The organism is Aquimarina rhabdastrellae (assembly GCA_947387485.1).
Classification (GTDB): domain Bacteria; phylum Bacteroidota; class Bacteroidia; order Flavobacteriales; family Flavobacteriaceae; genus Aquimarina.
Genome location: CANDNT010000003.1, coordinates 17,604 through 35,278, shown reverse-complemented (window position 1 = coordinate 35,278; position 17,675 = coordinate 17,604). Strand labels below are relative to the sequence as shown.

The following is a 17,675-nucleotide window of genomic DNA, read 5'->3' as shown; positions in this document are numbered from 1 at the left end:
TATCTTTGTGCACCTTTTAACGAAGAGAAATGAAATACGCAAATAACATATTAGAAACCATAGGAAATACACCTTTGGTAAAAATGAATGCTTTAGTAGAAGATGTTGATGCTTTAGTATTAGCAAAATATGAAACATTCAACCCAGGGAATTCTGTAAAAGATAGAATGGCATTAAAAATGATCGAAGATGCAGAAGCAGACGGTCGTTTAAAGCCAGGAGGAACTATAATTGAAGGAACCTCTGGAAATACAGGAATGGGATTAGCCCTAGCTGCAATTGTAAAAGGATATAAGTTAATCTGTGTAATGGCAGATAAACAATCAAAAGAAAAGATAGATATCTTAAGAGCAGTAGGAGCAAAAGTAATGGTATGTCCTACTAATGTAGAACCAGAAGATCCTAGATCATATTATTCTGTATCAAAAAGATTAGGAGAAGAAATTCCTAATTCTTGGTATGTGAATCAATACGATAATCCATCAAATGCAAAAGCACACTACGAAAGTACAGGGCCAGAAATCTGGGAACAAACAGAAGGTCAGGTAACACATTTTGTAGTAGGAGTAGGTACAGGAGGAACAATTTCTGGAGTAGGTAAATACTTAAAAGAACAAAATCCTAATGTTAAAATTTGGGGAGTTGATACGTATGGATCTGTATTTAAAAAATATCATGAAACTGGTGTTTTTGATGAGAACGAAATCTATTCTTATATCACTGAAGGAATAGGTGAAGATATTTTACCAAAAAATGTAGACTTTTCTATTATAGATGGATTTACAAAAGTAACCGATAAAGATGCTGCTATTTATACGCAACGCCTAGCAAAAGAAGAAGGAATGTTCTTAGGTAATAGTGCAGGAGCAGCAATAAAAGGAGTATTACAATTAAAAGAGCATTTTAAGAAAGGTGATGTTGTGATTGTATTATTCCATGATCACGGAAGCCGTTATGTGGGTAAAATGTTTAATGATGACTGGATGCGTGAAAGAGGATTTTTAGACGAAGAAGCTGCGGTAGCAACAGATTTGATTAAAGATCATCAAGATAAACCATTAGTAACAGTAAAAACTGAAGAATTAGTTTCTCATGCCATAGAGCGTATGCGTAAATATAATATTTCTCAGATTCCTGTAATGGATAGTCAAGGGTTAGTAGGTTCTGTTGATGAAAGTGCGTTATTTACAGCATTTTTAGAAGATGAAAATAAAGGAGCTACACCTATTAAAGATGTAATGAAAGCACCATATCCTATAGTAGCTTCAAATACATCTGTAGAAGAAATTTCGAAGCTTATTAAAGATGGAAATCAAGCGGTATTAGTTGCATTAGAAGATGGAAAACATCATATCATTACTAAATATGATATTATAAGCCATATCAAATAAACTAAACTGTTTAAGAGATATAATTTAAAAAGAGGTCTTGTTTCATTTAAGAAATAAGACCTCTTTTTTTGATGATAACTGTGTTTATAAGGGGTGAGAGTGTTTTGAATTCTAAAAAAAAGTATATCTTTAAAAAAAGCAGAACCTCGATATGATGAGGTAAGATGACCAGAATTCAATAAATATGTTAAAAAGATTTCAATTTGATTTCTCAAACTTGGATACACTTAGTAATTATTTTAGGAAAGAACTAAATTCTTATAAAGATTCAGATCGAATCTTCTTTCCAAAAGAAATAGGAGAAGGGTATTTATCGTATTATAAAATCACAGATCAAGTATTTTTATTAATCAATAATTATAAAGCACATTGTGATATAGAATACCTTAGAGTACCTATAGAAGAAAGGGATATCATTTTGCACTTTAGAAAATATGCGTTACATCATAAGATAGATAAAGACGAAATTATTAGCACTTATGAAGCTGGATATACACCTGGAAACATGAGATGTGTTCACGCTAGATATGGAGAAAGTGTTTTTGTTCCTAAAGGAGCAGAAGTAAAGTCGGTGATGATTGTAATAAAACAAGATTTCTTGAAAGAGTATTACAAAAAACCAGAGGCTCATCGCTTAATAGATGAATACATACAATACACTCATGAACATATAGACAAGTTTTACCTATCATATAAACAAGCAACATTATTTGATCAAATAGTACATCCTAATCTAAACAAAGTAGAAAACTATCTTTATTATACAGCTAGAGGTATTATTTTATTAGAAACATTCTGGAAAGATGCATTACGATGGCGAACATCAGAAGATCCTTTTAACGTTAATACTCTTCAGGTAGAATATATATATAAGGTAAGTACATATCTTAAAAATCATTTAGAAAGTCCTTTTATAGGTGTAGATAAACTTGCTGCGATGGCAAATATGAGTAGAACGAGCTTCTTTAATATGTTTAGAGAAATACATAATGAAACACCATTGGAGTTTTTTAATAATAGAAAATTAGAAAGCTCTTATAATATGATTTTTGTAGAAAGGAAATCGATAAAAGAAGTGATGGATAGGTTAAATTACTCAAACTCTTCAAAATTTAAAAAAGCATTTTTTAATAAATTCAATATATATCCTAATGTAGAAAACTAGGGATTAATTATAAAAGGGGGTGAGTGAATTATCTTTATAAATAGAAAAAGTAAGTTAACAATTGTTGATTTTATTTTACTCCAACAATAATTAATTTTATGTTATACTTTATATAGTTCGATAAAAGAATATCGAATAGTAGATATCCATTATATAATATAGAAATCTTAGATAGTTTGAAAAGTATTCTCTTATAAGCTACCTGCTACAGATATTCGTTATAAAGTTTATGTTGAAAACCCTTTTAAATTTTAGATTCAATCCAAAATTCTTCTAATCACTCTTAATTTATAAAACCGCAACAATTGTTCTTGACTTAAAACTAATATACGAGGATAAAAAATGAAATGGGATTAAAAAAAATATGATGGCTATCTAAGAAGCGATAGCCATCAATAACCTAACACAAACTCAACTAAGCTTAGGATTTTATCTTAACACATAAGTGATGTTTCAAAAACTATACCACAAAATAACGGAATGATTTTGAAATATGAGTTACCATTAATACATAAAACTTTACCAATAGTACATTTTTTGCGGGATACGATAGATTTGAAGGTAAAATATATCATAAATCAAGTGATGTTAAACCGTTAAAAAAATATTTTTAGGCAGTAAGGTGTTTATCTAAAGCTTCTATAAAGGTTTTAGGCTCAGGTCTTACACGATAATTATCAGTAAGATTTATATAAATAATTTTACCTTCTTCGTCAGTGATTACAACAGTAGGTAAAGTAGTGTCACTATCATAACCTAAAGCTTGAAAACCTGCTGGAATTCCATTTTTTGAAAGAATACCTAATTGTGTAGCAACTTTATTATTCTTATCAACAAGAAAATGAAAGCCTAAATCGTATTTTCTTGCAAGATTTTTTGAATATTTATGAGGTTGAGGACTTATAAAAACCATATTAACACCTCTATTTTCTAGCTCCTTATATTGAGCTGCAATTTCTTTGATTTGAGCTAAACATAAAGGACACCAATTACCTCTATAAAATAAAAATATACTGGGTGCAGAAAGAAATTGATGAGACGATATATAATCTCTACGTGTAGTTTCTAGCTTAAATTCAGGTAAAATAGTATTAAGTTTTAATATAGTATTGTTATTTCGATTCTTAAAAACTGAGAACCATGCTAAATAAATAACCCATCCTACAGCAAGAGAAATGGCAGGAATAGAATGACTTAAAGTATGATTAGTAATGGCTGTAAAAGAACTTATAGAAAAACCAAGAAATATCCATAACGTATAATATTTAGGAATAGCTTCGGTTCTTGCTACAGGATTAATGAAAATATTCAGGAAAAAGAAAATGACTCCAGAAGATACAATGATATTTCCTATTTGAGCAATAAGAGAGTCTTGAAAAAATAAATGAATTCCACTATCAACAAAGAAAAATATGGCGAGTAGCGGAAATAAAGATATAAAGATAGACTTTAACAAGTTTCTCATAACAATAGCGGTGTTTGATAATTATTTATCATGTGTTAGGTGTTATAGTAGTCTTAAAAAAAAGGATATTCTTACTTTGGATAAGAAAAAAAATGTGATTAACAATCGTTTTAGTTTAAAATAATGTTAATTTTTTATAACTATTTAAATGTTTTTTGCATTTTATAAATCATTTGTAATGAGTGTGTTATTGTAGTAATTGAAAAAGAGAAATAAAGATTAGTTTATGAAAGAAGATTTTTTACACTATATATGGAAATACAAGAAAATAAATATTTCAAAACTAAAAACAACAGAAGGAGAAAATATAACAATACATAAAACAGGGATTCAAAATGACTTAGCTGGCCCCGATTTTTTTAATGCATTAGTTAGGATAGATAAACAACTATGGGCAGGTAATATAGAAATACATATCAAGTCTAGTGATTGGTATGCTCACCATCATGAGAAAGATACAGCCTATGATAATGTTATTTTACATATAGTATGGGAATATGATGTGCCAATATATAGGAGAGATAAAACAGAAATCCCAACATTAGTACTCAAAGATATAGTTGATAAAACGATATATGATAATTATCTACAATTACTTGAATATAAAAAGGTAAAATGGATTTATTGTGAATCACAATTAGATGAAATTCCTTTAATAACCCTTTCAAACTGGAAAGAGCGATTATATTTTGAACGCTTAGAACAAAAAGGAAGATTGATAGAAAAACTTTTAAGCAAAACCAATAATGATTGGGAAGCCGTTTGTTTTAAGATGATGATGAAGAATTTTGGATTAAAAATAAATGGAGAAGCTTTTTTAAGTATAGCACAAACAATACCCTTTTCATTAATCCGTAAATACAATAATAACCCAATACAGCTTGAAGCATTACTATTAGGACAATCAAAGTTATTACCAGAAGAAGGACAAGAACATTATGTAAAAGAATTAATAGAAGAATACAGCTACTTAAAAAACAAACATCAATTAAAAAATGAAAATGTAATTCCAGTACAGTTCTTTAGATTAAGACCAGCAAACTTTCCTACAATAAGAATAACACAATTAGCAGCATTATATCATAAATATCAAAATCTATTTGATAAAGTTATTCAAAACAATACCATAGAAGAATACTACAACATGTTTATGATTAGTACAGCGAGGTATTGGGATACTCATTATACACTAGAAAAACCAACTCCAATTAAAAAGAAACGTTTAACCAAAAACTTTATTGATTTACTATTAATAAATACGATAATTCCGCTTAAGTTTTATTACGCAAAGAAACATAAGATGACTATAGATGATGAAATTATTACATTATTAAGAAAAATTGATAGCGAAAAAAATACGATAATAGATAAATTTATAGCCAATGGGATAGCAGTAAATAATGCATTAGATTCTCAAGGGCTTTTACAATTGAAAAATGAATACTGTGATCATAAAAAATGTTTACAATGTGCAATAGGAAATTATTTGTTACAGAAAAAATAAGAATTTAATTTTATTGAGTATTTTGCAATATGATAAAAAAGATACATGCATATAGACACTTTTTTGAACGTAATGGATTTTATGTTTCGTCAAGACTAGCAGACCGTTTAGGTATGAGAGCAAAAAACATAAGATTATTTTTTATCTATACAACATTTGCTACTATAGGATTAGGATTTGTTGTGTATTTGACCTTAGCGTTTTGGTTAAAACTTAAAGATTTAATGTACACCAAAAGAACCTCAGTTTTTGATCTATAAGTACTATGTATAATAAATGGTTTCGATCTAGAATATACAAAGCAAGTTTACTGCTAACCTTATTATTAATAATAGGAGTACTAGGATTTAGGTTTTATGCAGATTACAGTTGGATAGATGCTATTTATATGACCATAATTACAGTATCCACTGTAGGATTTGGAGAAGTAGTTCCTTTAGACGAAGGAGATAAACTATTTACAGTATTCCTTATCATCATGAGTGTTGTTATTGTAGCCTATTCTATATCTATTATTACAGACTATATCTTTAGTAAAAATAACGAGCAAGAAATTAAAAGACGTAAAACACAGAAAATGATTGAAAAGCTTAATGGACATATTATTATTTGTGGATATGGACGTAATGGTAAACAGGCGGTAAATAAGTTGCTAGAATACGATAAGCCTTTTGTGATTATTGAAAAAGACAAAGAGATAATTGAAAAATACCAAACAGAACAAATCTTATTTATAGAAGGAAATGCCAATGAAGATGAGGTTTTAATAAAAGCAGGTATTATAAAAGCAAGTTGTCTGATTTGTGCTTTACCAGAAGATGCAGATAATCTATTTGTAGTATTATCGGCACGACAGATGAATAAAAATATGAGAATCATAAGTCGTGCGTCAAAAGAAACCTCTTATGATAAGCTCAAGTTTGCTGGAGCCGATAATGTTATTATGCCAGATACTATAGGAGGAAACCATATGGCATCATTAGTAGTAGTACCCGATTTGATTGAATTTATGGATAATCTATCTATTGTAGGAGAGCATACAGTAAATATAGAAGAAGTGCCATTTGAAAAATTATTTGGTAATCAAGGAGGAAGAAGTATTAGAGATATAGCATTGCGATCACGAACAGGATGCACCGTGATCGGATATAAATCACCTAGAGGAGAATACTTGATAAATCCTGACCCAGATTTGATTCTTGAAATAGGATCAAGTTTAGTTGTTCTAGGAAGACCCGAACAAATTGAACACCTTAATAAGGAATTCAATATTTAGAGAATACACTTACCTTCATTTTGTGTTAAACACAATTTAATCACTTTTTTATATCTAAAAATAATACTCTTTTTTTGTGAAAATGTAAGAGAAATGAAGATTGATTTTAGGATTTTTTTAAGAATGAAAAGGAGTCACGATGAATTCATTAAAAAACATTTAACCTACAAAAAATTGTAAACGAGTGTTTTTTTTGCCATATTGGGCTCTCTTTATTAAAACTGAAATTAAATAATCAAATAAATTATGAAGAAATATCTTCTCTCTACCCTAGCATTAATGCTACCTGTGCTATCTTTTGCACAAGAAGCAGCAGAAAAGGGGATTGATCAAAAAATAGACGAAGCCTTTAAACCTGTTTCAGATTTTTTCTCTAGCGTAATCTTCTTTGAAGTTTTTGGCACTCCATTCGTTTTGATAGTATTAGTACTTAGTGCACTATTCTTTACTATTTATTTTGGTTTCCCAAATATCAGACACTTTGGAACTGCAATTAATGTGGTAAGAGGAAAATATGATGATATAGAACATCACTCTTCTGGTAATGAAGAATTAGCTGTAGATGGTGATATAAAAGATACAATAAGAGATGAAAGTGAAGAAGGAGAAGTTTCTCACTTCCAGGCATTAGCTACTGCAGTATCAGGAACTGTAGGAAACGGAAATATAGCGGGAGTTGCTTTAGCAATTGCACTAGGAGGACCAGGAGCTACGTTCTGGATGATCATTTGTGGATTATTAGGTATGTCTACAAAATTTGTAGAATGTACATTAGGAGTACAATATAGAGATGTAGGAGAAGATGGAACTGTATATGGAGGACCAATGTACTATATCAGTAAAGGATTAAAAGAAAAAGGATTTGCTGCATTAGGTAAAGTAGCAGCTGTATTATTTGCGATTTTCTGTATCGGTGGATCTTTTGGAGGAGGTAATGCCGCACAATCAAATCAAGCAACTATTGTATTAAAAGAATTGATGGGACTAGAAAGTACTAGTGCTGGAGCTGTTATAGGAGTTGTTTTAGCTGCATTAGTAGGAATTATTATTATAGGAGGAATCAAGCGTATTGCTTCTGTAACAGAAAAAGTAGTTCCTTTTATGGCATTATTATACTTATTAGCATGTTTATATATTTTAGGAAGTAATTTTGGATTAGTTGACGATGCAATCTCTTTAATTATAACAGAAGCATTTAATCCTAAAGCAATAGGAGTAGGTGGAGTAATAGGAGTATTATTAGTCGGATTTAAAAGAGCTGCTTTCTCAAATGAAGCAGGAGCAGGTTCAGCTTCAATTGCCCATTCTGCGGTAAAAACAAAATATTCAGCATCAGAAGGATTAGTAGCATTATTAGAGCCATTTATTGATACAGTAGTAATTTGTACAATGACAGCTTTGGTAATCATTATCTTTAACTTTGGAGGTTTCTTTGAATATGGAGGAGACGGAAGTGGATCTGTATTTATAGATGGAATAGCATATGAAGGAGCAGGAATTACTTCAAAAGCATTTGCTCAATACATTCCATTTTCAAATGTATTCTTAACAATTGCAGTAGTATTATTTGCAGTTTCAACAATGATTTCTTGGTCTTATTACGGATTACAATCATGGAAATTCTTATTTGGTAGAGGTAAGGCAGCAGATTTAACATACAAAATATTATTCTTAGTATTTGTAGTGATAGGAGCTGCAGCAAGTATGAAATCAATATGGGATTTCTCTGATGCAATGATTTTTGCAATGGTATTCCCTAATATGATTGGATTATATTTCTTATTCCCAGTAGTGAAAAAACAATTAGATAGATACCTTAAAGCAATAAAAGGATAAAAGCTATCAATATGAATAATTTTAAATCCCATTTCGTGATGCATAAACGTTTCCGAAATGGGATTTTTCTTTTAGCTATAATTCTAATTGCTGCAATAGCAATTTTATTTTGGTTTAAAACGAAAGACCATTCTACAGTTGTATTTAAAGAATTAAGTAAAATACAACATGAAATAGATTCTTTAAAGAGAATAAAATCTAACCAAGAGAATACGTATAAACTCAAACCTTTTAATCCTAATTTTATAACAGATTATAAAGGATATCTTCTAGGCATGTCTCCAGAAGAAATTGACAGATTAAAAAAATATAGAGATCAAGATAAATGGATTAATTCTATAGCCGACTTTAAAAGAGTTACTCAAGTATCAGATTCTGTACTCCAAAAAATCAGCCCACTGTTTAAATTTCCAGACTGGGTAACTAAGAAAAAAGAGAAGAAAACTTCTATAAGACCTAGCATAGTTCAAAAAAGTTTCGATAAAAAGAAAAACCTCAATGAAGTTACTTCAGAAGAATTACAAAATGAATTTAATATTCCAGATTTCATAGCCGAGAGAATTATTAAATATAGGATTAAACTAGATGGATTTGTTGCAGATATACAATTAAAAGATGTAAAGGGATTATACAAAAATCAATATCATAAGATTCTAGCTAATTATACTGTTAAAAATCCCAAAACTATCCATAAAGTCAATATTAATACGGCTACAGTTAAAGAACTTACCAATACTCCATACATAGATTTTGAAACAGCTTTAGAGATTCGTGATTTGATAAAATCCCAAGGAAAAATATCAAGTTTTGACGAATTAGAAAAAATCCATGGTTTTTCGTTGGATAAAATAGATAGAATAGCATTATATTTGGAAATAGAATAAGAAAGAAAAAAATAAAAAGGTAATTGCAAGTTCATAGCAAGCCGTTCTATTAAATCTACACGATAATAATTAGCTACGTTTTACCGATTTTATCAGCATTTGCTATGAAGGCGATTTAAAAAAGAAATTAATTTATGAATAGTATGTACTTTACTGAAGAACATGAGCTTTTTAGGGAAAGTCTTCAGGAATTCTTGAAAAAAGAAGTTGTACCACATGTAGACAAGTGGGAGAAAGAAGGAACTATAGAAAGATTTATCTGGAAAAAGTTTGGTGAAATGGGATATTTTGGAATAGCATATCCCGAACAATATGGAGGATTAGGATTAGACTTATTTTATACCGTAATCTTTTTAGAAGAATTACAAAAGATAAATTCTGGAGGATTTGCTGCAGCAATGTGGGCACATGCATATTTAGCAATGACACACCTTAATAAAGAAGGTGATGAAAGAATAAAGCAAGAATATTTAGCACCAAGTATTGCTGGAGAAAAAATAGGTTGCTTGTGTATTACAGAACCATTTGGAGGATCAGATGTGGCTGGAATGAGAACTACAGCTGTAAAAGATGGAGATACATATGTACTTAACGGGTCCAAAACTTTTATAACAAATGGAGTTTATAGTGATTATTTAGTTGTAGCAGCCAAAACTAATCCAGAATTAGGAAATAAAGGAATAAGTATTTTTGTAGTTGATAGAGAAACAACAGGAATTTCTTCAACAAAATTGGATAAATTAGGATGGAGAGCTTCAGATACAGCAGAAATTGCTTTTGATAATGTAGTTATCCCTGCAGAAAACTTAATGGGTGAAGAAGGAAAAGGTTTCCCTTATATTATGCAGCATTTTGCATTAGAAAGACTAGTAATGGGAGTTAATGCTCATGCTAGAGCAGCTTATGCATTAGAATATGCTATAGGATATATGGGAGAACGTCAAGCATTCGGGAGAACAATTGATAAATTTCAAGCATTAAGACACAAAGTAGCAGAAATGGCTAGTGAGGTGGAAATGTGTAAAGAATTTAATTATTCTATAGCAAAGAGATTAGATCAAGGAGATTATGTAGTTAAAGAAGCTAGTATGTCTAAATTGATGTCTACAAAAATTGCAGATGATGTAATTTATCATTGCTTGCAATTATTAGGAGGATATGGTTATACAGAAGAATATCCTTTGGCACGTATGTTTAGGGATAGTAGATTAGGACCAATAGGTGGTGGAACTTCAGAAATACTTAGAGAGATAATTTCTAAAATGGTTATCGATAAAAAAGAATATAAACCGGCTACATAATAAAGTAGCAAAAAAGTCTATAAAAGGGATGATATCAATGATGTCATCCCTTTTTATATATACGGATAAATAAAAGCAATTATATATAACGAAACAAGATTAGAAATTTTAGTAAGGAAAAACCGTAGGCATGTAGAGTTAATTGTGCGTAAAATAAGATGTTAGCTATATGTTTTTTTTGATAGTTATTATAGTTTTTAGTTGAGTTAAGAAATGATAAATATCAAAATAGTAATAATTACGAGTCTTTTTTAAGTATTTGTTAGTTGGGTGTGTGATATGTTATGAAAAACGTAACTTTTTATTAACACGAAAACGTTTGCGTTTACAATCAAACGTTTTCGTTAGTATTAAATGAATTACTTTTAGTTCATAAAGTAAAACACAAACGTATACTTATGAAAAGAACAAAATTTGGATATCTTTTATTTGGGGCAGCTTTAACTTTAGCAAGCTGTACAAATGAAGAGTCTGTTGTAGAGCAAGCCATTCAAGATGAAGTTACAGTAGATAAAAATGCAGTAAATAGAGCAAACCTAAAACCAATCGGTTCTGGTGTAATGATGCAAGCCTTTTATTGGGATGTACCAGCAGGAGGAACTTGGTGGAATACGGTAAAAGATAAAGTAGATGACTGGAGTAATGCAGGTATCGATGCAATCTGGTTACCACCAGCAACCAAGGCTCAAAATGGAGCATTATCTATGGGATATGATCCTTTTGATTATTATGATTTTGGAGAGTATGATCAAATGGGAAGTGTAGAAACACGTTTTGGATCAAGACAAGAATTGAAAGCTTTAATAGACGAAGCACATAATAATAGATTAAGCGTTATAGCAGATATTGTTATCAACCATAATAGTGGAGGGGATAAAGAACTAAATACATTTACAGGAGTAGAATATTACACAAAATTTGACCCACTTTCAGGAAAGTTCCCAAGAACATTTGATGATTTCCATGCAAATAGCAATCATCAGAGTGATCCAGCAGTATTTGGAGGATTCCCTGATTTATGTCACCACCAACCTAATGTACAAGATTGGCTATGGAAAAAACCAGAATCTGTAGCTAAGTATTACAAAAATGTAATGGGATTTGATGGATGGCGTTTTGATTTTGTTAAAGGATTTGAGCCATGGGTAGCTAGAGAATGGAAAAATGCTGTAGGAGGATTCTCTGTAGGAGAACTATGGGATGGAAGTGTTGATTACCTTAACTGGTGGGCTAATGAAGCTAATGGATCAGCTTTTGATTTTGCAGCTTATTATAAAATGAGAGATGCTTTTGATGGTAATAATATGCATAAGCTTAATGAAGATATGTTATTAAAGCGTAACCCACAAAAAGCAGTTACTTTTGTAACAAATCATGACACAAACGAGATTTATCACGGAAAGATGAGAGCTTATGCTTATATCTTAACACACGAAGGATATCCTACAATTTTTTATAGAGATTATGAAGAGTGGTTAGATAAAGAGCGTTTAAACAATTTGATTTGGATACATAATAATTTAGCAGGAGGATCTACTAATGTATTATTTACAGATCAAGATGAATATATTGCAAAAAGAAATGGACACAATAATGCAGGGTTAGTAGTATATATCAACAATGCTGATCACTGGCAAGAAAGATGGATCCAAACAAACTGGAATAACACTAGAATTAAGGATTATACAGGACATTCAGGATGGGAACCTGTAACACAAGGTAACGGATGGGTAAAAATACAAGTACCGCCAAGAAGTTACTCAGTATGGTCTGTGAAATAAAAAGTTTTAAAATATTTTTAATAAAACTTTGAGAGTTTCTAGATTGTCGTATATTTGCAGCCTCAAAAAGATATTCCACAAAGAAAGGAGGTGCACATATGTTAATAATACCAGTAAAAGACGGAGAAAACATTGATAGAGCGTTAAAACGCTTCAAACGTAAATTTGACCGTACGGGTACGATGCGTCAGCTACGTAAACGTCAGCAATTCACAAAGCCTTCAGTGGCTAGAAGAGCTCAAGTACAAAAAGCTCAATATATTCAGAAATTGAGAGATCAGGAGAATATTTAATATACTCCACATTTTATAGAACAAAAACCGTTAGCGACATAAAGTTTTTTACTTTTGTTTACTAACGGTTTTTTTTATGCACTTACCACAATTTATAGAACACTTATCTGTAGAAAAAAAATATTCAGATTATACTCTTATCGCATATAAAACAGATTTGTTGCAATTTTTTGAATTTTGTAATGAAAAACTAGAAATAAATGATGTTGATAATGTAGTATATAATCATGTTAGATCATGGATAATAACTTTGGTAGAAGAAAAACAATCTAATCGAAGTATTAATAGGAAAATCTCTTCATTAAAATCCTATTATAAATTTTTATTAAAAATAGGAGAGATTAAAAAATCACCTTTAGCTACACATAAAGCACTAAAAACTTCAAAACGCATACAAATTCCTTTTTCAGAAATAGAAATTGAAGCTGTTTTAGACGAACTAAAAGCAAAAAATGATTTTAAAGGAGTTAGAAACTTACTCATAGTAGAGCTATTTTACGCTACAGGAATGCGTAGAGGAGAATTAGTTAATCTTAAGATAGAAGATATAGATACAATTCAAAAACAAATTAAGGTTACAGGTAAACGTAATAAACAGCGAATTATACCACTTATAGAAACAGTACTTGATACACTCAATAGGTATATGGTTCTGAGAAAGAATATAGTAGAAAATGAAGAGGCAAAACCGTTTTTATTTATTACAGAAAAAGGAATTAAAATCTATGAAACGCTTGTTTATCGAGTGATAAATGGTTATTTTAGTAGGGCATCAATAAAAGTAAAGAGGAGTCCTCATATATTGCGACATTCATTCGCAACGCACTTACTTAATCAAGGTGCAAATTTAAATGCTGTAAAGGAATTGCTTGGACATTCTAGTTTAGCTGCAACCGAAGTATATACTTTTCAAGATATAGCTAAATTAAATTCAATTCATAAAGAAGCTCACCCGAGAAATAATAAAAAGTAATTACTTATTTATAGCACAAAGAAAGTATAATTTAAAAATTACCTACTATGAAAGTAAATTTGCAATCAGTTAATTTTAATGTAGACCAGAAGTTAGTGAATTTTATTCAAGAGAAATTGGATAAACTAGAGAACCATTTTAGTAGGATCATACACGCAGATGTTTTTTTAAAAGTTGTTAATACTAGCGATAAAGAAAATAAAACAACAGAAATTTTATTAAGCGTTCCAGGTGATGAATTCATAATCAAAAAAACACATAAAACATTTGAAGAAGGTGTAGATGAATGTGTTAGCGCTTTGAGTAGACAATTGAAGAAAAGAAAGGAAAAATTAAATGCACATTTTTAGTGATTTTTTTTTCAAAAAAGTTTGTGGGAATGATAAAATCGTTTACATTTGCACACCGTTAGCAACAACGCTACGGGAAACACGATAAAAAGTGTTTCAAAAGCCGATATAGCTCAGCTGGCTAGAGCAGCTGATTTGTAATCAGCAGGTCGTGGGTTCGAGTCCCTCTATCGGCTCAAAAAAAATAAGTTTTTTGACATTTTGAACAAAGAGAAAAAAAACTCAAAAATAAATTTTGAAATATTAAAAATGTTTTTTAGTTTTGCGCACTCAAAATTACAACTTAAATCAAGCGATTTTGATTTGAAAAAAAAATAAAAAAAAGTTTGGTTGTTTAAAAAATAAGTTTTAGTTTTGCGCACTCAAAATTACAAGTTCAAAATAAGAGTTGAAAAATGTAATTGGGGAGATACTCAAGCGGCCAACGAGGACAGACTGTAAATCTGTTGGTTTTTACCTTCGCAGGTTCGAATCCTGCTCTCCCCACAAAATAAAATATAAATCAGTTATCTGATTAAAAGCGGGAGTAGCTCAGTTGGTAGAGCGTCAGCCTTCCAAGCTGAATGTCGCCGGTTCGAACCCGGTCTCCCGCTCAAGTTTAAAAGGTTAACTTTTGAGTTTAAAACACCAAATAATGATAAATTTCTTTTTTTATTTTTAAATAATAAAAATTGAGATTTATTTTTATGTTTTATATAAGCCGGTGTAGCTCAGGGGTAGAGCGTTTCCTTGGTAAGGAAAAGGTCACGAGTTCAACTCTCGTCATTGGCTCTGATAGTTGTAACGGCATAAATTAAACACTAATATATAACTAAGATTAAATAAAATAATTATGGCAAAGGAAACTTTTGATCGTTCCAAACCACACTTAAATATTGGTACTATTGGACACGTTGATCACGGTAAAACTACTTTGACTGCTGCTATTACTAAAGTTTTAGCTGAGGCTGGTCTTTCTGAAGCAAGAGATTTCGATACTATTGATAACGCACCAGAAGAAAAAGAAAGAGGTATTACTATTAATACATCTCACGTAGAGTATCAAACGGCTAACCGTCACTATGCTCACGTTGACTGTCCAGGTCACGCCGATTACGTAAAGAACATGGTAACTGGAGCTGCTCAAATGGATGGAGCTATCTTAGTTGTAGCTGCTACTGATGGACCAATGCCACAAACTCGTGAGCACATCCTTTTAGGACGTCAGGTAGGTATTCCACGTATCGTTGTTTTCTTAAACAAGTGTGATATGGTTGATGATGAGGAGTTATTAGAGCTTGTTGACATGGAGGTAAGAGATTTATTATCTTTCTATGAGTATGATGGAGATAACGGACCAGTTATCCAAGGATCTGCTTTAGGAGCTCTTAACGGTGAGAAGCAATGGGTTGATACAGTATTAGAATTAATGGAAGCTGTTGATAACTGGATCGAATTACCACAACGTGATGTTGATAAAGATTTCTTAATGCCAATCGAAGATGTATTCTCTATTACTGGTCGTGGTACTGTTGCAACTGGACGTATCGAAACTGGTGTAGCTTTGACTGGAGATGCTGTTGATATCATCGGTATGGGAGCTGAGAAATTAACTTCTACTATTACTGGAGTTGAAATGTTCCGTAAAATCTTAGATAGAGGTGAAGCTGGAGATAACGTAGGTATCTTATTAAGAGGTATTGACAAGACTGATATCAAAAGAGGTATGGTAATTACTAAGCCTGGATCAGTTACTCCTCACGCTAAATTCAAAGCAGAGGTATACGTTCTTAAGAAAGAAGAAGGTGGACGTCACACTCCATTCCACAATAACTACCGTCCACAGTTCTACGTACGTACAACTGACGTAACTGGAAACATTTCTCTTCCTGATGGAGTAGAGATGGTAATGCCAGGAGATAACTTAACTATTACTGTTGAGTTAATCCAACCAATCGCAATGAACGTAGGTTTACGTTTCGCTATCCGTGAAGGTGGTAGAACAGTTGGAGCTGGTCAGGTAACTGAAATCTTAGACTAATTAATAGTCTTCAATAATATAAGCTAAGGTGTCTTCAAGGCACCTTGCTTTTAAACTACGGGTTTAGCTCAGTTGGTAGAGCACTGGTCTCCAAAACCAGGTGTCGTGAGTTCGAGTCTCGCAACCCGTGCAAACACAAAATAGAATGGCTGGATTTATAAATTATATCTCAGAAGCATATAACGAATTAAAAAATCATGTTACATGGACACCATGGGCAGAAGCTCAACGACTAACTATAGTCGTTGTTGTGTTTACAGTGATTTTTTCTTTAGCTATATGGGGAGTAGATACCGTTTTTAGTAACGTTATTGAACAATATTTTAACTGGCTTAAAGGTTAAGTTCGCATGGCAGAAGCTAATAATACCAAAAAGTGGTACGTAATAAGAGCCGTAAGTGGGCAAGAGAATAAAGTGAAAGACTATATTGAGAGAGAAATCGCTCAATATGGAATGGAAGATTACGTATCTCAAATATTAGTTCCTACTGAAAAGGTTGTACAAATACGTAACGGAAAGAAAATAAACAAAGAAAGAGTTTATTTTCCAGGTTATGTAATGATAGAAGCAAACTTATCAGGGGAAATACCTCATATTATTAAATCTATAAATGGAGTTATAGGTTTCTTAGGGGAGGTTAAAGGAGGAGATCCTGTACCTTTAAGAAAATCTGAGATTAATAGAATGTTAGGTAAAGTAGATGAATTAGCAGTTAAAACTGATAATGTATCTATACCATATTCTGTTGGAGAAACTGTGAAAGTTATAGATGGACCTTTTAATGGATTTAATGGATCTGTAGAAAAGGTATATGAAGAAAAACGCAAGCTTGAAGTAATGGTGAAGATATTTGGAAGAAAAACACCATTAGAATTGAGCTATATGCAAGTAGAGAAATTATAATAATTGTTACATTATATATCGTAGAATTATTCTTGTTGCTTCCACTTCTATAGAATAGTTCTAAAATTAAATTTAGAAAAATGGCTAAAGAGTTAAGTAAGGTTGTAAAACTTCAAGTGAAAGGTGGAGCGGCTAACCCGTCACCACCAGTTGGACCTGCTTTAGGTGCTGCCGGAGTGAACATCATGGAATTCTGTAAGCAATTCAATGGTAGAACTCAAGATAAAGCTGGTAAGGTATTACCTGTAGTTATTAATGTATACAAAGACAAATCTTTTGACTTTGTAATTAAGACTCCACCAGCAGCAGTACAATTACTGGAAGCAGCTAAGACAAAAAAAGGTTCTGGAGAGCCTAACCGTAAAAAAGTAGCAAGCGTTACTTGGGATCAAGTACGTGCAATTGCTGAAGATAAAATGCCAGATTTGAATGCATTTACTATCGAGTCAGCTATGAAAATGATTGCAGGAACAGCTCGCTCAATGGGATTAACTGTTAAAGGAGATGCTCCTTTTTAATCTTAAAAGATTTA

At 31.4% G+C, this 17,675-nt stretch carries 17 protein-coding genes and 5 tRNA genes; 21 read left to right on the top strand and 1 reads right to left on the bottom strand.

All coding sequences use genetic code 11. The annotated features are described in order from the left end of the window. Positions 1-29: 29 nt before the first annotated feature. Both ACYEKI_RS07640 and ACYEKI_RS07635 read left to right on the top strand, forming a co-directional pair. A complete protein-coding gene (locus ACYEKI_RS07640; protein ID WP_459210585.1) occupies positions 30-1,391 on the top strand; it encodes a pyridoxal-phosphate dependent enzyme in 1,362 nt (453 codons plus the stop codon). Positions 1,392-1,575: 184 nt separating this feature from the next. Then, positions 1,576-2,556, top strand: a complete 981-nt coding sequence (locus tag ACYEKI_RS07635; protein WP_459210584.1) for a helix-turn-helix domain-containing protein — start codon at positions 1,576-1,578, stop codon at positions 2,554-2,556. Between the two features lie 610 nt (positions 2,557-3,166). Here the strand turns inward: ACYEKI_RS07635 and ACYEKI_RS07630 are convergent. Beyond that, positions 3,167-4,021 (bottom strand): peroxiredoxin family protein, encoded by an 855-nt coding sequence (locus ACYEKI_RS07630; protein WP_459210583.1) that lies wholly within the window; start codon positions 4,019-4,021, stop codon positions 3,167-3,169. A gap of 226 nt (positions 4,022-4,247) precedes the next feature. Between ACYEKI_RS07630 and ACYEKI_RS07625 the strand changes: the two genes are divergently transcribed. From ACYEKI_RS07625 to rplK, 19 genes are all read left to right on the top strand, one after another. Further along, entirely contained in the window at positions 4,248-5,525 is a 1,278-nt protein-coding gene (locus tag ACYEKI_RS07625; RefSeq protein WP_459210582.1) for a DUF2851 family protein, read from the top strand. 29 nt (positions 5,526-5,554) lie between these two features. Further along, positions 5,555-5,785: a PspC domain-containing protein gene (locus ACYEKI_RS07620; RefSeq protein ID WP_459210581.1), complete on the top strand. Its 231-nt coding sequence runs from the start codon at positions 5,555-5,557 to the stop codon at positions 5,783-5,785. A 5-nt stretch (positions 5,786-5,790) separates the two neighbouring features. Beyond that, complete coding sequence (locus ACYEKI_RS07615) at positions 5,791-6,801, top strand: potassium channel family protein (RefSeq protein ID WP_459210580.1); 1,011 nt, start codon at positions 5,791-5,793, stop codon at positions 6,799-6,801. A 246-nt stretch (positions 6,802-7,047) separates the two neighbouring features. Then, positions 7,048-8,637 (top strand): alanine/glycine:cation symporter family protein, encoded by a 1,590-nt coding sequence (locus ACYEKI_RS07610; protein ID WP_459210579.1) that lies wholly within the window; start codon positions 7,048-7,050, stop codon positions 8,635-8,637. 11 nt (positions 8,638-8,648) lie between these two features. Beyond that, entirely contained in the window at positions 8,649-9,521 is an 873-nt protein-coding gene (locus ACYEKI_RS07605; protein ID WP_459210578.1) for a ComEA family DNA-binding protein, read from the top strand. A gap of 134 nt (positions 9,522-9,655) precedes the next feature. Further along, positions 9,656-10,822 carry an acyl-CoA dehydrogenase family protein gene (locus ACYEKI_RS07600; protein WP_459210577.1) on the top strand — a complete coding sequence of 389 codons (1,167 nt, stop codon included), beginning with the start codon at positions 9,656-9,658 and terminating at the stop codon, positions 10,820-10,822. A 398-nt stretch (positions 10,823-11,220) separates the two neighbouring features. After that, positions 11,221-12,603 carry an alpha-amylase gene (locus ACYEKI_RS07595; RefSeq protein ID WP_459210576.1) on the top strand — a complete coding sequence of 461 codons (1,383 nt, stop codon included), beginning with the start codon at positions 11,221-11,223 and terminating at the stop codon, positions 12,601-12,603. A 98-nt stretch (positions 12,604-12,701) separates the two neighbouring features. Beyond that, a complete protein-coding gene (gene rpsU / locus ACYEKI_RS07590; protein WP_459210575.1) occupies positions 12,702-12,896 on the top strand; it encodes a 30S ribosomal protein S21 in 195 nt (64 codons plus the stop codon). Between the two features lie 76 nt (positions 12,897-12,972). Then, positions 12,973-13,869: a tyrosine-type recombinase/integrase gene (locus tag ACYEKI_RS07585; protein ID WP_459210574.1), complete on the top strand. Its 897-nt coding sequence runs from the start codon at positions 12,973-12,975 to the stop codon at positions 13,867-13,869. Positions 13,870-13,916: 47 nt separating this feature from the next. Next, on the top strand, positions 13,917-14,219 hold the full coding sequence (gene hpf, locus ACYEKI_RS07580) for a ribosome hibernation-promoting factor, HPF/YfiA family (RefSeq protein ID WP_459210573.1): 303 nt from the start codon (positions 13,917-13,919) through the stop codon (positions 14,217-14,219). A 102-nt stretch (positions 14,220-14,321) separates the two neighbouring features. Next, positions 14,322-14,395 (top strand) — tRNA-Thr (locus ACYEKI_RS07575). Positions 14,396-14,622: 227 nt separating this feature from the next. After that, positions 14,623-14,705: transfer RNA gene (locus ACYEKI_RS07570), tRNA-Tyr, on the top strand. 34 nt (positions 14,706-14,739) lie between these two features. Then, positions 14,740-14,812, top strand: a tRNA-Gly gene (locus ACYEKI_RS07565). 106 nt (positions 14,813-14,918) lie between these two features. Further along, positions 14,919-14,990, top strand: a tRNA-Thr gene (locus tag ACYEKI_RS07560). Positions 14,991-15,051: 61 nt separating this feature from the next. Further along, positions 15,052-16,239, top strand: a complete 1,188-nt coding sequence (tuf, locus tag ACYEKI_RS07555; RefSeq protein ID WP_459210572.1) for an elongation factor Tu — start codon at positions 15,052-15,054, stop codon at positions 16,237-16,239. Positions 16,240-16,296: 57 nt separating this feature from the next. Continuing rightward, positions 16,297-16,369 (top strand) — tRNA-Trp (locus ACYEKI_RS07550). A 15-nt stretch (positions 16,370-16,384) separates the two neighbouring features. Next, positions 16,385-16,582 carry a preprotein translocase subunit SecE gene (gene secE, locus ACYEKI_RS07545; RefSeq protein WP_459210571.1) on the top strand — a complete coding sequence of 66 codons (198 nt, stop codon included), beginning with the start codon at positions 16,385-16,387 and terminating at the stop codon, positions 16,580-16,582. A gap of 6 nt (positions 16,583-16,588) precedes the next feature. Next, the gene (nusG, locus tag ACYEKI_RS07540) at positions 16,589-17,143 is read left to right on the top strand and encodes a transcription termination/antitermination protein NusG (RefSeq protein ID WP_459210570.1); all 555 of its coding nucleotides are present in this window, start codon (positions 16,589-16,591) and stop codon (positions 17,141-17,143) included. A gap of 80 nt (positions 17,144-17,223) precedes the next feature. Then, positions 17,224-17,661, top strand: coding sequence for a 50S ribosomal protein L11 (gene rplK / locus ACYEKI_RS07535; protein WP_459210569.1), 438 nt, complete (start codon positions 17,224-17,226; stop codon positions 17,659-17,661). Positions 17,662-17,675 lie beyond the last annotated feature (14 nt).

Bases quoted from the DNA above. Each gene is read 5' to 3' on its own strand.
- ACYEKI_RS07630 (WP_459210583.1), bottom strand. From the start codon at position 4,021: ATGAGAAACTTGTTAAAGTCTATCTTTATATCTTTATTTCCGCTACTC.
- ACYEKI_RS07625 (WP_459210582.1), top strand. From the start codon at position 4,248: ATGAAAGAAGATTTTTTACACTATATATGGAAATACAAGAAAATAAAT.
- ACYEKI_RS07640 (WP_459210585.1), top strand. From the start codon at position 30: ATGAAATACGCAAATAACATATTAGAAACCATAGGAAATACACCTTTG.
- ACYEKI_RS07635 (WP_459210584.1), top strand. From the start codon at position 1,576: ATGTTAAAAAGATTTCAATTTGATTTCTCAAACTTGGATACACTTAGT.
- ACYEKI_RS07585 (WP_459210574.1), top strand. From the start codon at position 12,973: ATGCACTTACCACAATTTATAGAACACTTATCTGTAGAAAAAAAATAT.
- ACYEKI_RS07615 (WP_459210580.1), top strand. From the start codon at position 5,791: ATGTATAATAAATGGTTTCGATCTAGAATATACAAAGCAAGTTTACTG.
- secE (WP_459210571.1), top strand. From the start codon at position 16,385: ATGGCTGGATTTATAAATTATATCTCAGAAGCATATAACGAATTAAAA.
- ACYEKI_RS07595 (WP_459210576.1), top strand. From the start codon at position 11,221: ATGAAAAGAACAAAATTTGGATATCTTTTATTTGGGGCAGCTTTAACT.
- ACYEKI_RS07610 (WP_459210579.1), top strand. From the start codon at position 7,048: ATGAAGAAATATCTTCTCTCTACCCTAGCATTAATGCTACCTGTGCTA.
- tuf (WP_459210572.1), top strand. From the start codon at position 15,052: ATGGCAAAGGAAACTTTTGATCGTTCCAAACCACACTTAAATATTGGT.
- rplK (WP_459210569.1), top strand. From the start codon at position 17,224: ATGGCTAAAGAGTTAAGTAAGGTTGTAAAACTTCAAGTGAAAGGTGGA.
- ACYEKI_RS07605 (WP_459210578.1), top strand. From the start codon at position 8,649: ATGAATAATTTTAAATCCCATTTCGTGATGCATAAACGTTTCCGAAAT.
- nusG (WP_459210570.1), top strand. From the start codon at position 16,589: ATGGCAGAAGCTAATAATACCAAAAAGTGGTACGTAATAAGAGCCGTA.
- rpsU (WP_459210575.1), top strand. From the start codon at position 12,702: ATGTTAATAATACCAGTAAAAGACGGAGAAAACATTGATAGAGCGTTA.
- ACYEKI_RS07620 (WP_459210581.1), top strand. From the start codon at position 5,555: ATGATAAAAAAGATACATGCATATAGACACTTTTTTGAACGTAATGGA.
- hpf (WP_459210573.1), top strand. From the start codon at position 13,917: ATGAAAGTAAATTTGCAATCAGTTAATTTTAATGTAGACCAGAAGTTA.
- ACYEKI_RS07600 (WP_459210577.1), top strand. From the start codon at position 9,656: ATGAATAGTATGTACTTTACTGAAGAACATGAGCTTTTTAGGGAAAGT.